The 14,891-nt window shown below is 63.5% G+C and carries 13 protein-coding genes; 4 read left to right on the top strand and 9 right to left on the bottom strand.

What is annotated here, in order from left to right; all coding sequences use genetic code 11:
* The first annotated feature begins 108 nt into the window (after positions 1–108).
* Positions 109–1,746 (top strand): malate dehydrogenase (quinone), encoded by a 1,638-nt coding sequence (gene mqo, locus ACF8EA_RS11650; protein ID WP_021783353.1) that lies wholly within the window; start codon positions 109–111, stop codon positions 1,744–1,746.
* 129 nt (positions 1,747–1,875) lie between these two features.
* Here the strand turns inward: mqo and ACF8EA_RS11645 are convergent, their stop codons facing one another.
* Positions 1,876–2,211: a helix-turn-helix transcriptional regulator gene (locus tag ACF8EA_RS11645; RefSeq protein WP_021783354.1), complete on the bottom strand. Its 336-nt coding sequence runs from the start codon at positions 2,209–2,211 to the stop codon at positions 1,876–1,878.
* A 49-nt stretch (positions 2,212–2,260) separates the two neighbouring features.
* Between ACF8EA_RS11645 and xenA the strand changes: the two genes are divergently transcribed.
* Positions 2,261–3,352, top strand: coding sequence for a xenobiotic reductase XenA (gene xenA, locus ACF8EA_RS11640; RefSeq protein WP_021783355.1), 1,092 nt, complete (start codon positions 2,261–2,263; stop codon positions 3,350–3,352).
* A gap of 123 nt (positions 3,353–3,475) precedes the next feature.
* On the opposite strand, the gene ACF8EA_RS11635 is transcribed toward xenA, so the two are convergent.
* From ACF8EA_RS11635 to ACF8EA_RS11615, 5 genes are all read right to left on the bottom strand, one after another.
* On the bottom strand, positions 3,476–4,723 hold the full coding sequence (locus tag ACF8EA_RS11635) for an NAD(P)/FAD-dependent oxidoreductase (RefSeq protein ID WP_392522084.1): 1,248 nt from the start codon (positions 4,721–4,723) through the stop codon (positions 3,476–3,478).
* A 2-nt stretch (positions 4,724–4,725) separates the two neighbouring features.
* The gene (locus ACF8EA_RS11630; RefSeq protein ID WP_392522083.1) at positions 4,726–6,303 is read right to left on the bottom strand and encodes an aldehyde dehydrogenase (NADP(+)); all 1,578 of its coding nucleotides are present in this window, start codon (positions 6,301–6,303) and stop codon (positions 4,726–4,728) included.
* Positions 6,304–6,463: 160 nt separating this feature from the next.
* Positions 6,464–7,411 carry a dihydrodipicolinate synthase family protein gene (locus tag ACF8EA_RS11625; protein WP_021783358.1) on the bottom strand — a complete coding sequence of 316 codons (948 nt, stop codon included), beginning with the start codon at positions 7,409–7,411 and terminating at the stop codon, positions 6,464–6,466.
* A 42-nt stretch (positions 7,412–7,453) separates the two neighbouring features.
* On the bottom strand, positions 7,454–8,380 hold the full coding sequence (locus ACF8EA_RS11620) for a 4-hydroxyproline epimerase (RefSeq protein WP_392522082.1): 927 nt from the start codon (positions 8,378–8,380) through the stop codon (positions 7,454–7,456).
* A 23-nt stretch (positions 8,381–8,403) separates the two neighbouring features.
* Complete coding sequence (locus ACF8EA_RS11615; protein WP_088513427.1) at positions 8,404–10,017, bottom strand: APC family permease; 1,614 nt, start codon at positions 10,015–10,017, stop codon at positions 8,404–8,406.
* 377 nt (positions 10,018–10,394) lie between these two features.
* On the opposite strand from ACF8EA_RS11615, the gene ACF8EA_RS11610 reads away from it, so the two are divergent.
* Positions 10,395–11,177: a helix-turn-helix domain-containing protein gene (locus ACF8EA_RS11610; RefSeq protein WP_392522081.1), complete on the top strand. Its 783-nt coding sequence runs from the start codon at positions 10,395–10,397 to the stop codon at positions 11,175–11,177.
* On the opposite strand, the gene ACF8EA_RS11605 is transcribed toward ACF8EA_RS11610, so the two are convergent.
* Positions 11,165–12,052 carry a LysR family transcriptional regulator gene (locus tag ACF8EA_RS11605; protein WP_392522080.1) on the bottom strand — a complete coding sequence of 296 codons (888 nt, stop codon included), beginning with the start codon at positions 12,050–12,052 and terminating at the stop codon, positions 11,165–11,167. The genes ACF8EA_RS11610 and ACF8EA_RS11605 overlap by 13 nt on opposite strands.
* 141 nt (positions 12,053–12,193) lie before the next feature.
* Between ACF8EA_RS11605 and moaB the strand changes: the two genes are divergently transcribed.
* Entirely contained in the window at positions 12,194–12,733 is a 540-nt protein-coding gene (gene moaB / locus ACF8EA_RS11600) for a molybdenum cofactor biosynthesis protein B (RefSeq protein WP_392522078.1), read from the top strand.
* Between the two features lie 102 nt (positions 12,734–12,835).
* Here the strand turns inward: moaB and ACF8EA_RS11595 are convergent, their stop codons facing one another.
* Both ACF8EA_RS11595 and moaA read right to left on the bottom strand, forming a co-directional pair.
* Complete coding sequence (locus tag ACF8EA_RS11595; RefSeq protein WP_392522076.1) at positions 12,836–13,735, bottom strand: bestrophin family protein; 900 nt, start codon at positions 13,733–13,735, stop codon at positions 12,836–12,838.
* Between the two features lie 20 nt (positions 13,736–13,755).
* A complete protein-coding gene (gene moaA, locus ACF8EA_RS11590) occupies positions 13,756–14,760 on the bottom strand; it encodes a GTP 3',8-cyclase MoaA (protein ID WP_103462156.1) in 1,005 nt (334 codons plus the stop codon).
* Positions 14,761–14,891: the final 131 nt, after the last annotated feature.

Here is a 14,891-nt window from a genome sequence, read left to right as displayed (position 1 = left end):
GGTTCTCTGGCTGCTGAACAATGATCAACAACAAGCCTGCGCTGAAGAACACGCTATACCGGGGCCAGCCACAGGCCCTCACTCTGTTCTCCTGACTGGAAATGATCAATGTTCAAGAAAGCTGGCAAGACCTTGCTGGGTCTGGCGGTCGCTGCAAGCGTCATTCAAGCGCACGCTGCAGAAACCAAAAAAGTAGACGTGCTGCTGGTCGGCGGCGGCATCATGAGCTCCACCCTGGCCGTGTGGCTGCACGAGCTGGAGCCGAGCTGGTCGATGGAAATGGTCGAGCGCCTGGATGGCGTGGCCGAAGAAAGCTCCAACGGCTGGAACAACGCCGGTACCGGCCACTCCGCGCTGGCCGAGCTGAACTACACCCCGGAAGACAAAGACGGCAACGTCAACATCTCCAAGGCCATCGAAATCAACGAAGCCTTCCAGATCTCCCGCCAGTTCTGGTCGTGGCAGGTACGCCAGGGCGTACTGAAGAACCCGCACTCGTTCATCAACACCACACCGCACATGAGCTTCGTGTGGGGCGATGACAACATCAAGTTCCTCAAGAAACGTTACGACGCACTGCAGACCAGCCCGCTGTTCCGCCCGATGCAGTACTCCGAGGACCACGCGCAGATCGCCAAGTGGGTCCCGCTGATGATGGAAGGCCGCGACCCGAACCAGAAGCTGGCCGTGACCTGGACGCCAATCGGCACCGACGTCAACTTTGGCGAGATCACCCGTCAGTTCGTCGGCCACCTGCAGACCCAGAAAGGCTTCGACCTGAAGCTGTCCAGCGAAGTGCAGGACATCACCCGCAACAAGGACGGCTCCTGGCACGTCGAATACAAGAACCTGAAGGACGGCACCGAGTCGGCCACCGACGCCAAGTTCCTGTTCATCGGTGCCGGCGGCGGCGCATTGAAGCTGCTGCAGAAGTCGGGTATTCCGGAAGCCAAGGAATACGCAGGCTTCCCGGTAGGCGGTTCGTTCCTGGTGACCGAGAACCCGACCGTGGCCATGCAGCACATGGCCAAGGCCTATGGTATCGCCTCGACCGGTGCACCACCCATGTCGGTCCCGCACCTGGACACCCGTGTGCTGGATGGCAAGCGCGTGATCCTGTTTGGCCCGTTCGCCACCTTCTCGACCAAGTTCCTGAAGAATGGCTCGTACCTGGACCTGCTGAGCAGCACCACCACCCACAACGTGTGGCCGATGACCAAAGTCGGTATCGACCAGTACCCACTGGTCGAGTACCTCGCTGGCCAGCTGATGCTGTCTGACGATGACCGCTTCGAAGCCCTGCGCACCTACTTCCCGAACGCCAAGAAAGAAGAATGGCGCCTGTGGCAGGCCGGCCAGCGCGTGCAAATCATCAAACGTGATGCCGAGAAGGGCGGCGTGCTGAAGCTGGGCACTGAAGTGGTGGCGTCCGAAGACCGCACCATCGCGGGCCTGCTGGGTGCATCGCCGGGTGCTTCGACCGCTGCGCCGATCATGCTGCACGTGCTGGAAACGGTGTTCAAGGAGAAGGTCGCGACCCCAGAGTGGCAGGCCAAGATCAAGGAAATCGTGCCGAGCTACGGCACCAAGCTGAACGATTCGGCAGCGGCCACCCAGAAAGAGTGGAACTACACCGCTGAAGTGCTGCAGCTGGGGAAACCGCCGGTGATCGACGCCAGCGTTGAGTTCGGTGGCGCGGCGAGCGACCCGGTTGAGAGCAAGCCCGAGAACGACATGGCGCTGTAATCGGCCATTGTTGTGAAACTAGCCACGGGGGAGACCTCGTGGCTTTTTTTTGCCAAGCACAGCGCAACCCTCAGGCTTATCGCCATCCCTGTAGGAGCGGGTTCACCCGCGAAGAGGCCTGCACAGGTATCACTGCTGGCGCAGTATGCACTCCAGCAACCCCGGGAACCGCTTATCCAGCATCTCGCTACGCAGCGAATTCATATGGGTAGTCCCGACATTGCGGGTTTGCACCAGCCCTGCATCACGCAACACACGGAAGTGATGGGACATGCTCGACTTCGGCCGACCTCCGTCCAGCTCGCCACAGCTGGCCTCGGCCACGCCGGCCAGGTGGCGGACGATTTCCAGGCGCACGGGGTCGCTGAGCGCATAGAGCAGGCGTTCAAGGATAAGGTCTTCGGGGTTGGGATGTTTATAGGCTCGCATGGTTGACATGATAACGGGGGTTTCATTAATTGCCATAGTTCGATTATGATCGAACAACAGTAATCAGATGACCCCGGAGTTTCCCATGTCCGCACTGTTCGAACCCTACACCCTCAAAGACGTCACCCTGCGAAACCGCATTGCCATTCCGCCGATGTGCCAATACATGGCCGAAGACGGCATGATCAACGACTGGCACCATGTGCACCTGGCCGGGCTGGCCCGTGGTGGTGCGGGCTTGCTGGTGGTCGAAGCCACTGCTGTGGCGCCGGAAGGGCGTATCACCCCCGGTTGCGCCGGTATCTGGAGCGATGCCCACGCTCAGGCGTTCGTACCGGTGGTGCAGGCCATCAAGGCTGCCGGTTCCGTGCCGGGTATCCAGATTGCCCACGCCGGGCGCAAGGCCAGCGCCAACCGCCCGTGGGAGGGTGATGACCACATTGCCGCCGACGACACGCGCGGCTGGGAGACCATTGCCCCGTCTGCCATTGCCTTTGGCGCGCACCTGCCGAAGGTGCCACGGGAAATGACGCTGGACGATATCGCCCGGGTCAAGCAGGACTTCGTCGATGCGGCCCGCCGTGCGCGTGATGCCGGCTTCGAGTGGATCGAACTGCACTTTGCCCATGGCTACCTAGGCCAGAGCTTCTTCTCTGAGCACTCCAACAAGCGCACCGATGCCTACGGTGGCAGCTTCGACAACCGCAGCCGCTTCCTGCTGGAAACACTGGCCGCCGTGCGCGAAGTGTGGCCGGAGAACCTGCCGCTGACCGCGCGCTTTGGTGTGTTGGAATATGATGGCCGCGATGAGCAGACCCTGGAAGAGTCGATCGAACTGGCCCGTCGCTTCAAGGCCGGTGGGCTCGACCTGCTGAGCGTGAGTGTCGGCTTCACCATTCCCGACACCAACATCCCCTGGGGGCCCGCGTTCATGGGGCCTATTGCCGAGCGCGTGCGCCGCGAGGCAAAGCTGCCCGTGACGTCGGCGTGGGGCTTTGGTACGCCGCAGTTGGCGGAGGCCGCATTGCAGGCCAACCAGCTGGATCTGGTTTCGGTAGGGCGCGCGCACCTGGCCGACCCGCACTGGGCTTACTTTGCGGCCAAGGAACTGGGGGTGGAAAAAGCCTCCTGGACCTTGCCGGCACCGTATGCGCACTGGCTCGAGCGTTACCGCTGAGGCTTGGAAGGGCTGCTTTGCAGCCCATTCTCGGGCAAGCCCGGCCCCACAGAGACACCACAGGTTTCAGATGCAGCACCCTCTCTGTGGGAGCGGCCTTGCCCGCGAAGAGGCCGGTAAAGGCTAAAACCGATCCAGTCGGTATGCAGCCATCTCAGGCCCACCAGCCTGCTCAGCCAGCCGCCCCACCCATTCCGCCGTCACCGCCGCCTGAGTCAGCCCCAGGTGCTGATGCCCAAACGCCAACAGCACCCGCCCATCGCACACCCTGTCGATCACGGGCAGCGAGTCCGGCAACGAAGGCCTGAACCCCATCCACGGCGTTGCCCCAGCGACGCTCAAGTCGTGCCGGAACAACCCCTTGCTCAACCGGTGCAATTGCCAAGCCCGTTGCATGCTCGGCGGTGCCTGCAGCCCGGCAAACTCCACAGTGCCAGCCAGGCGCAAGCCATCGGCCATGGGCGTCATGATGAACTTGCGCTCAAGCGAGGTGACCGCAAACGGCAGGCGCTGGTGCTCACCTGGCAACATCAGATGGTAGCCGCGCTCTGTATCCAGCGGCACCCGTTTGCCTGTCAGCGCGGCGGTCAGTTTCGCAGAGTGGGCACCACAGCTGACAAGCACCTGGCGTGCATTGAGCATGCCTTGGTCGCTGGCAAGGCTCACGCCGGCACTGTGCAACTGCCCACCATCGACCTGCGCCTGGACAAAGCGCACCCCGCTGGCCTTGGCCGCTTCGAACAATTCGCACACCACCCGATAAGGGTCGATGAAGTGCCCGGTGCACGGAAAGAACAGTCCGCCCAACAGTGACGGGCTGAGTTGCGGCGCCGCTTCACGCACGGTTTCGGCCGGCCAGAAGTCCACCGGCACCGCCTGCTGTTGCATGCGTGTGCGCAACGCCTCCAGTGTCTGGCGTGACTCAGGCTTCTCGAACACCAGCAACGAACCATCCTCTTGAAACAATTCGCTGCGCCCGATCGAGCTCAACAGCCGGTGCCAGGCGCCCAAGCTGCCTTCGTTCAACGTGCGGATGCCAGCCACGCTGCGCTGGAACGGCGCCGGGCGCAGGTTGAGCAGCAGCCGCGTGAACCACGGCATGGCCTTGGGCAGGTATTTCCAGTCCAGGCGCAGCGGGCCCATCGGGTCGAGCAGCATGCGAGGCAGGCGCTTGAGGATCGACAGGTCGGCAATCGGGAACACTTGCTCGGTTGCCAGGTGCCCGGCATTGCCGAAAGACGCGCCGAGGCCGGGTGCCTGGCGGTCGACCAGCGTTACCCGATGGCCCTGGCGGGCCAGTTGCAGGGCACAGGTGACGCCGACAATGCCGGCGCCCACCACGGCGATATCGGTTTCAGCGGTTTCGACCATGCTCAGTCTTCCCGTTTACCATCAAGCAGGCGCCGCAACTGCAGCGGGTTGTCGTGTTTCAACGCTTGCGGCAGCAGCGCATCGGGGAAGTCCTGGTAGCAAACCGGGCGCAGGAAACGCAGGATCGCCGCCGTGCCCACCGAGGTGGTGCGGGCATCGGAAGTGGCCGGGAACGGCCCGCCGTGGACCATGGCGTCGCACACCTCGACGCCGGTCGGCCAGCCATTGACCAGAATGCGCCCGGCCTTACGCTCAAGGGTGGGTAGCAGGGCGCGAGCGCTGTCGATGTCGGCCTCGTCCAGTTGCAGGGTGGCGGTCAGCTGACCTTCCAGGTGTTCCGCTACCTGGCGGACCTGCTCATCGTCGCTGCAGGCAACGACCAGCGACGCTGCACCGAACACCTCAGCCTGCAACGCCGGGTCGGCGAGAAACGCTTCGGCCTGGGTCACGAACAACTGTGCCTGGCACTGGTTGGGGCCCTGATCGGTTTGGCCACTGGCGATGGTTTGGGCACAGGGGTTGTCTGCCAGGACTGCGATACCGGCCTGGTAGGCACTGAAAATGCCGGGGGTGAGCATGGTTTGGGCGGCGGCTTGCTGCACGTACCCGGCGGCTGCAGTGATGAACCGCTGCAATGCCGGTCCCTGCCGGGCGATTACCAGGCCAGGGTTGGTGCAGAACTGGCCGGCGCCCTGGGTCAGCGAGGCGACGAAACCTTGTGCCAGTGCTTCGGCACGGGTTTGCAGGGCGGCGTCGAACAGGAACACCGGGTTGATCGAACTCATTTCGGCATACACCGGAATAGGCTCCGGGCGCGCCTGGGCGGCCTGGCACAGCGCCATGCCACCGCTGCGCGAACCGGTGAAACCAACGGCTTTGATACGTGGGTCGCTGACCAGGGCAATGCCCACTTCGCGGCCCGAGCCATAAAGCAGCGAGAACACACCCTCCGGTAAGCCGCACTGCTTCACCGCTTGCGCCACCGCCTGGCCGACCAGCTCGCTGGTGCCGGGGTGGGCACTGTGGGCCTTGACCACCACTGGGCAGCCAGCGGCCAGTGCCGACGCGGTGTCACCACCGGCCACCGAGAAGGCCAGCGGGAAATTGCTGGCGCCAAACACGGCGACTGGCCCCAGGGCCACCTGGCGCTGGCGCAGATCAGCGCGGGGGAGTGGCTGGCGCTTAGGCAGGGCGCTGTCGACCCGCACGTCCAGCCATTCGCCGGCCCGCACTACCCGGGCAAAGGTGCGTAGCTGGGTGCAGGTACGACCACGCTCGCCCTGAATGCGCGCCTTGGGCAGGCCGGTTTCGGCCACGGCGCGGTCGATCAGGGCATCGCCGATGGCCTCGATCTGTGTGGCGATGGCTTCAAGGAACTCTGCTCGTTGTTCGAGCGATGTTTCGCGGTAGGCGTCGAATGCCGCCCAGGCCAGGGCGCAGGCCTGGGCCACGTGTTCGCCTGTGCCGCCGAGGTAGGCCGGTTCCAACGTCTGACCGGTACTTGGGTCGATGGCACGGATGGCTTCGCGGCTGCCGGTTACCGGCCTCTGGCCGATCAGCAGGTTGCCTGTGAGGGGCATGTAGCCTCCTTGGAAACTAAAAAGACAGGATCGAGGGTGCGCCGCGACTCCTGTGGGAGCGGGTTCACCCGCGAAGCAGGCGACTCGGTGTCTGGCACCGGCTTCGCCGGTGTTCGCGGGTGAACCCGCTCCCACAGGGAGGCTGCGGCTCGGCTTTGAATCAGGCGATGTTTTGCTCAGCCGACCAGCTGGCGTACCAGTTGCGGAACAGCGTGTACTGCTGTTCGGCATAGTTGCGCTGAGCGTCGGTCAGTGCGTCGGTCGCGTTGAAGTGCAGGCTGTACTCGGTGTCGCCGTTGAGCACCATCAAGTGCTTGTAATACAACACCAGGTCGCAGCCTTCATCGAACGACGACAGCACCGCCAGCGCCGCTTCCAGCTCGCGCGCCAGGCGGCGGGCACGGGCGTCGCCTTTGGCCGCCTGTTTACTCAGGCTCACCAGTTGCAGCACTTCCCGCGGCAGGGCATTGCCGATGCCGGTGATGGCGCCGGTGGCGTTGCAATTGACGAAGCCATGCACCACTTGGGTGTCGACACCGACCATCAGGGTGACATCGTCATCCTTGGAGGTGATGTGTTCGGCGGCGTAGCGCAGGTCGGCGCCACCGCCGAACTCCTTGAAGCCGATCAGGTTGGGGAACTCGCTGCGCAGTTCGAAGAACAGGTCGGCGCGGGTGGCAAAGCCGTAGTAAGGGCTGTTGTAGATCACCGCCGGCAGTTTCGGCGCGGCAGCGAGGATGGCCGAGAAGTGGTGCTTCTGGGCGATCAGCGAAGCACCGCGGCTGAGCACGCGTGGGATGACCATCAGGCCGGCGGCGCCAACCTTGGCGGCATGCGCAGCGTGCGAAACCGCCTCACGGGTGTTCACCGCGCCGGTGCCGACAATGGTCGGGATACCGGCCGCCACCAGGCGCGCCACGCCTTCCTGGCGCTCGGCCTCGGTCAGCAGCGGCCAATCACCCATCGAACCGCAGTACACCACCGCGCTCATGCCGGCCTCGATCAGCTCGCGGCCCTTGCGCACCAAGGCGTCGAAGTCCGGTTTGCGCTCGGCGGTGCACGGGGTCATCAGGGCGGGCATGGTGCCGGTGAAGATGTTGTCATTCATTGTTGTCACTCCTGGCAAAGTTCAGTCGGGAAAAGACCGGGGTCAGATGCCCCAGGCGAACGGGTCTTGTTCGTCGATCAGCAGGGTGCTGTCGGCGGTCATGTAGGCGCGGCCGGTGATGAACGGGCGAATGCGTTCGCCGTCGCGCACGTAGCGGCCATGGAACTGGCTGCCGGTGATGCTGGCCTGCACCCAGGTCTGGCCTTCGGCTAGCTTGCCGTCGGCAGCCAGGCAGGCCAGCTTGGCGCTGGTGCCTGTGCCGCATGGGGAGCGGTCGTAGGCCTTGCCGGGGCACATCACGAAGTTGCGGCTGTCGGCGTTGGGGGCGTCGGCGAACAGTTCGATGTGGTCGATGGGCGCGCCGTTTTCGCCGGTGACGCCCTGGGCTTCCAGGGCCTTGAGCATGGCCCAGGTGTACTCGGTCAGCGCTTCGCGGTTATCCAGCTCGATCCTCTGGCCGTGTTCGGATACAAGGAAAAACCAGTTGCCGCCCCAGGCGATGTCGCCGCGCACCACGCCATGGCCGGGCACGTCCACCGCAACCTGTTGGCGGTAGCGGTAGGAGGGCACGTTGGCGACGGTGATGGCGCCATCTTCATGCAAGGTGGCGCTGACCTGGCCGACCGGGGTGTCGATCTTGTGCACACCTGGTGTGATCAGGCCCAGGTGCTGTAGCGAGGCGACCAGGCCGATGGTGCCGTGGCCGCACATGTTCAGGTAACCGGCGTTGTTGAAGAAGATCACCCCGCAGGTGGCGTCGGCCGACACTGGCGGGCAGTACAGTGCGCCAACCAGCACATCGTTGCCGCGTGGCTCCAGCAGGCAGGCGCGGCGCCACCGGTCGTGCAGTTCGCGCAGTTCGTCACGCTGTTCGGCCATGCTTCGGCCCCGCAGTTGCGGAAAGCCCTTCATCACCAGGCGGGTTGGTTCGCCACCCGTGTGGGAGTCGATGACGTGAATCTGTTTCATGGGCTTGTCCCTTGCTTAAAAGATCAGGAAGCGACGGCGACAGGGCGGCCGTTAATGGTTTCAGCGCAGGCTTCGCTTTCGTCGTCGCCTTCCAGACGCACCAGGTGGGCAGGTACACCCGTGGCGGCGCCCCAGTAGTAGATGCCCAGTGCGCAGGCCGCCACGACCACGGTGTCGAATGGGTGGCCGATGACGCCCAGGCCGCCGAAGCTGCCCAGCCACGACAGCAGGATGGTCACCGCGTAGAACCCGATCAGCCACGCCGACGAGCGAACTTGCTGGGCCAGCGAAAGGTGCTGGGTAGGTACGAAACGGCTGCACAGCAGGTACAGCACGAACATCACGATCTGCAGGGCCAGCAGCCACGACACGGTGTTCCAGCCCGACCAGTACACGATCAGTGCAGCGATGATGAACGACAGCGGGCCAAGCACGGCCATGCCCTTGACCCGGAACGGGCGCGGCATGTGTGGTGCATTGCGGCGCAGGGCGGCGACGCTGACCGGGGCCACGGCGTAGCTCAGCACCAGGGCAGCGGACACCACGTTGATCAGCGCTTCCCACGATGGGAAAGGCAGGGTCCAGAATACCGACAAGCCAAACGTCAGCCACAGGGCCGGGCGCGGGATGCCGGATTCTGCATCGATGCGGGTGAAGTACTTGAAGAAGGTGCCGGTCTGCGCCCAGCCATAGATCACGCGTGGGGTGGCGTTCATGTAGATGTTGCCGCAGCCGCTTGGCGAGATCACTGCGTCGGCCACCACCAGGTAGGCGAGCCAGCCCACACCCAGGGCCAGGGCGATGTCACGGTAGGGCAGTGCCAGCTCCTTGGTCACGCTGGCCCAGCCGTTGGCCAGCATTTCGGTCGGCACGCTGCCAAGGAAAGCCAGTTGCAGCAGCGCGTAGATGGCGGTGGACAGCAGTACCGACAAGATCAGTGCAATGGGGATGGTGCGTTGCGGGTTCTTCACCTCGCTGGCCACCGAAATGATCGGCGTCAGGCCCAGGTAGGCGAAGATGATGCCACCGGCGGATACCGCCATTTCCACCCCGGACAGACCGAACGGGGCAAAGCCCTGGACCTCGAAGTTTTCCGGTTTGAAGAAGGTGAACAGCACGCCGATCACCAGCAGTGGCACGATGAACTTGAACACGCTGACCAGGTTGTTGGCCTTGGCGAAGGTTTTCACGCTGCGGTAGTTGAGAAAGAAGAACAGCCCCAGCAAGGCGAACTGCACCAGCCAGCCGAGCACGGTCGGGTCGCTGGAGCCGGCCTTGGTGAGCCCGGGAAACCAGGCGGCGGCGTATTGGCGTGAGGCGACCACCTCGATGGCGATCAGGCTGGAAAAGGCGATCAGGGTGATGAAGCCCATCAGGTAGCCCAACAGCGGGCCGTGCGAGTACACCGGGTAGCGCACCACGCCACCGGCGCGGGGCAAGGCGGCGCCCAGCTCGCAGTAGACGATGCCCAGCAACAGTACGGCGAACCCGCCCAGGAACCAGGAGAGGATGCCGGCCGGGCCGGCGATGGCCGAGACATGGCTGGCGGCAAACAGCCAACCGGAGCCGAAGATGGCGCCTAGGCCGATGAAGGTGAGGTCCAGCAGTGATAACTGTTTTTTGAATTTGCCTGACATGGGTTCGCCTTTTTGTTGGTTATTGGATAGGCAGGTCTGATGTCACGAGATGCGGCTTTTTGGGCCGCGCTCTTGTAGGACTTGGGCGGCTTGCGTGGGGCATAGAGTGGACCGATCCGGGCGGCGGTTCTTGATGGTTTTCTGCACAGGGAATGACGAAATCGGCACAGTTGCAGAAAAACAGTGGTAAGGCGCAAAGCGGGGGGATAGGCTCAAAGCCATACCGGATAAGGGTTTGAGAGATGCAGTGCTAGTGCCGGCCCTTTCGCGGGTGAACCCGCTCCTACAGGTACGGCGCAGAATTCGAAATCTGTGGGGGCCCTGTAGGAGCGGGTTCACCCGCGAAGAGGCCGGCCCAGCCAGCAGAGAACCGACAGATGACCGACGCCCCCCTGGCAACCCTCTACCAGTCCCTCGACCAGCACCGCCCCGCCACCCTTGAGGCCCTGCTCGCCGGCGTATCGCTGTTGCTGCCGATGCTCGACGCCATCCCCAACGCCGCAGTCTTCATCAAGGATTCTGCTGCCCGCTATGCGTTGGCCAACAACACACTGGTCCAGCGCTGTGGCCTCAAGCGCCTGCAACCGCTGCTAGGCAAGACCAGCGCCGAGGTATTTCCGGCACAGTTTGGCCCCGGCTATACCGAGCAGGATCGACGTGTTCTCAAGGAAGGCCTGGTGCTGGAGGACCAATTGGAGCTGCACCTCTACGGCAGCCGTGAGCCTGGCTGGTGCCTGACCCACAAGCGCCCGCTGTACAACCCTGCCAGCGAAATCATCGGCCTGGTCGGCATCTCGGTCGACTTGCAGTCAGCCGCCGACAGCCACCCTGCCTATCAGCGCCTGGCGGCGGTTGACGAGCACATCCGCCGGCATTTTCATCAGCCGATCAGCATGGGCGAGCTGACCCGCATCGCTGGTATCTCCGTGGCTCAACTGGAACGCTACTGCAAGCGGGTGTTCCACCTCACGCCCCGGCAGATGATCCACAAGGCGCGCCTGGAGCATGCCCACCGCCTGCTGCATTCGGAGCTGCCGATCACTGAAGTGGCGATGCGCTGCGGCTACACCGATCACAGCGCCTTCAGCCGCCAGTTCAAGCAACTGACCGGCTTTACGCCGCGCCAGTATCGCCAGGCTACCGCCGATCAGGTGGCCTGAAACAGCCCACCGGCCTCGGCAAAGCATTGCTCGGCAATCGCCGAGCGCGGCTCGCTGCGGCGCAGCAGCAGCCCGACCGGGCTAAGGATGGCGGCGTCGGCCACCGGCAGGATTCGCAGGTGCTCGCTGAGGTCTTCCAGGCCGCAGTCCAGTGGCATGATCGCGCAACATATGCCGGTGTTGATGGCCTGGATAAGCTGGAAGCTCGAGTCGCTCTCAAGCACCGCATTGGGTTCAAGACCACGGCTACGGAAGCTCAGGTCCAGAGACTGGCGGTAGTGCATGCCTTTGCTCAGCAGCCCCAGCGGAATATCGCCGAGCTCGTCCCAGCGCAGTCGGTCGCTGGCGAACTGGAAGTGCCGCGTGTCGTGCAGCAGGCCCATGGTGGTGGTGCCGAGTTCGATCACTTCGAAGAAGCTGGTATTGACCTGGTCCAGGTAGCAGATACCCAGGTCGAGCTGGTTGCGGCTGAGGCCGTCGATGACCTGTTCCGAACTCAGCGAGCTGAGCTGAAAGTGCAGTTCGGGGTATTTTTCGCGCAGGGGCAGCAGCAGGTGCATGGGGTTGAAACTGGCCAGCGGCACCGTGCCCAGGCGCAGGCTGCCGACCACCTGGCCACGACAACTGGCAGCCTCGGCCTGCAGGCCGTCGTGGGCAGCGAGCAGGGTGCGGGCCCAGGCCAGGATGCGCTCGCCGGCCTCGGTGAAACCTTCGAAGCGCTGGCCCCGCTTGACCAGCACCAGGTCCAGTTCGTCTTCCAGGTTGCGCAGGCGCATGGACAGCGTCGGCTGGGTGATATGGCACAGCGCCGCCGCTTGGCCGAAGTGGCGGGTCTGGTCGAGTGCGATGAGGAACTTGAGCTGCTTGATGTCCATGGAAGTGCCTGGTGTCTGATTGTGCAGACCTTAACCCACGTCTGCGATAGATGTCATTGATCGGCCGGTACGTCATATCGATTGGACGCACCCGGGGCTATGCCTCTAGCGTGGTGAAAATGCCCTTCAAGGAGCTTCACCGTGCGCGTCCAACTTGATGCGGTCTTCGTACCGCTGAACATCGCCGTGCTGACTGTCAGCGACACCCGTACCTACGATAGCGATACTTCCGGCGCGCTACTGGCCAATCGCTCGGTCGAGGTCGGTCACCGGCTGGTGGCGCGAGCGCTGCTCAAGGACGACCTGTACAAGATCCGCGCTCAGGTGGCCAGCTGGATTGCCGATGAACAGGTGCAGGTGGTGCTGATCACCGGCGGTACCGGCTTTACCGGGCGCGACAGCACACCCGAAGCGGTCGAGTGCCTGCTGGACAAGCGTATCGATGGGTTTGGCGAGTTGTTCCGGGCATTGTCGATTCTCGATATTGGCAGCTCGACCGTGCAGAGCCGGGCGTTGGCCGGGTTGTCCAACCGCACGTTGGTGTGCTGCCTGCCGGGCTCGACCGGGGCCTGCCGCACCGCCTGGGAAGGGATTCTGGCAGAGCAGCTGGATGCACGGCACCGGCCATGCAACTTCGTCAAACACCTGTTGCCGATCGAGCCCTGCGCAAGCCGGGGCTGAGGGTTATCCGGTGCAAGGTACAGCACAGGTTTCGGGCCCTCTGCTGTGCCTTGTAGGAGCGGGTTTACCCGCGAAGAGGCCAGAACAGGCAACCACCCACGGTCAGCTCAACACATACCCCACCGGCAACAAGGCCGGCGGCAACTGCTGTTCCCCCAATCCGGCCAGCACATCGCGCTCCACCGTGCGCACCATGGCATCGGTCGGCAGGTCGTTCTCATCGCGCCCGAACGGGTCTTCCAGCTCGTTGCCGATCGCATCCAGCCCGAAGAACGTGTACCCCACGATGGTGGTGAACAGTGGTGCCAGCCAGCCCAGCGGCTCGGCCAGGGCAAACGGCAGCAGCAGGCAGAAAATATAGATGGTACGGTGCAGCAGCAGCGTGTAGGGGAACGGCAAAGGCGTGCCCTTGATCCGCTCGCAGGTGGCCTGCACTTCGGTCAGGCCCACCAGGCGTTGTTCCAGCAGGTTGTAGCGCCATTCGCTGATCTGTTGCTGCGCGGCCAACCGTGAACAGTGTTCGCCGATTTCACGCAGGATACCGTCGCACACATTGTGCGGGCTGATCGCATCGGCCTGGGCCAGCCACGGTCTGGCAGCTACCCGTTCGTCCTCGTTACGCAGCCGGGCATTGAGTGCATGAGCGAAGCCACACAAGTTGCGCAGCAGTTCGTTGCGCAGTGTTTCGTCGGCGATCACCATGCTTTCCCGCACGAACGAGCGAGTTTCTATAATCAGCTTGCCCCAGGCCTTGCGCCCCTCCCACCAACGGTCGTAGCACGCGTTGTTGCGAAAGCTCATGAAGATCGACAGCGACAGGCCCAGCAAGGTGAATGGCGTGGCGCTGACCGGGTAGAAATACGCCGGGAAATGCCGCTCGACCAGCACGATCAGCGCGGCCAGCAGTGTCACCGTCAGGCAGCGCAGGGCAATGCGTTTGACGATCGACCCCTTGAGGGTGAACAGCACGCGCAGCACATCGGGGGAGGGCGGGACGATCATGGAAGTCCTGAGACGGCTGCTCAGCCGCCGGTCATGTTCATGAAGCGCAGGATCTGCACATCGCCACCGACTTCGAAGTGATGGCGATAGGGCTTGAGGTGCAGCGAGTCGCGAATGGCCTTTTCCAGGCGTTCGGGGTTGCCAGGATGGGCGCGCAGCACGTGCTTGAGGTCTACCGAGTGTTCGTTGCCCAGGCACAGCAGCAGGCGGCCTTCGACGGTAAGGCGCACGCGGTTGCAGGTGGCGCAGAAGTTGTGGCTGTGCGGGGAAATGAAGCCGACCCGGGTGTTTGTGGCTTCGGCCAGGCGCCAGTAGCGGGCCGGCCCCATGGACGATTCGGTCGATTCGATCAGCGTGAACTGCTCGGCCAGGCGTTCACGTACTTCATCGCTGGAGCAGAACGATTCGTCACGTTCATGCTCGCTTATCACCCCCAGCGGCATTTCCTCGATGAAGGTGATGTCCAGCTCGCGTTCGATGGCAAAGCGCACCAGATCGACCAGTTCATGGTCGTTACGGCCTTTGAGTACCACGCAGTTGAGCTTGGTGCGTTTGAAACCGGCCTGGCGTGCGGCGTCGATGCCGGCGATTACCTGGGCAAGGTCGCCGGTGCGGGTCAGTTGCTTGAAACGGTCGGCATCCAGGCTATCCAGGCTGATGTTCAGACGTGTCACGCCGGCGTCGAACAGCGGCTGAGCCAGGCGCCCGAGTTGCGAGCCGTTGCTGGTCAGGCACAGCTCGTGCAGGCCGGGCAGGGCGGCGATGCGCCCACACAGGTCGACGATGCCCTGGCGTACCAGTGGCTCGCCACCCGTCAGGCGGATCTTGCGGGTGCCGAGGGCGACAAAGCGCTCGGCCACCTGGAACAGTTCTTCGAGACTGAGGATTTGCTGGCGCGGCAGAAACTGCATGTCTTCGGCCATGCAGTACACGCAACGGAAGTCACAGCGGTCGGTGACCGACATCCGCAGGTAGTCGATTTTCCGGTTGAAGCCGTCGATCAGGGCCCGGCTGTTCTGTTCCACGTTCGCACTCGAATCTCGAAGGGGTTGGGGCATGACTCCAAGCTATAACCTGGGGGCAGGGGCGTCAAATTGCTTTGTCCTACTGGTTGATCGATGGCCTCTATCACTCGGCTTGGCATTTTCAGCGCCAG

Source organism: Pseudomonas sp. YQ_5, from assembly GCF_043103305.1.
GTDB classification, from domain to species: Bacteria; Pseudomonadota; Gammaproteobacteria; order Pseudomonadales; family Pseudomonadaceae; genus Aquipseudomonas; species Aquipseudomonas putida_Y.
The sequence above is the reverse complement of the archived record's forward strand: the minus strand, read 5'-3'. Positions and strand labels throughout refer to the sequence as shown.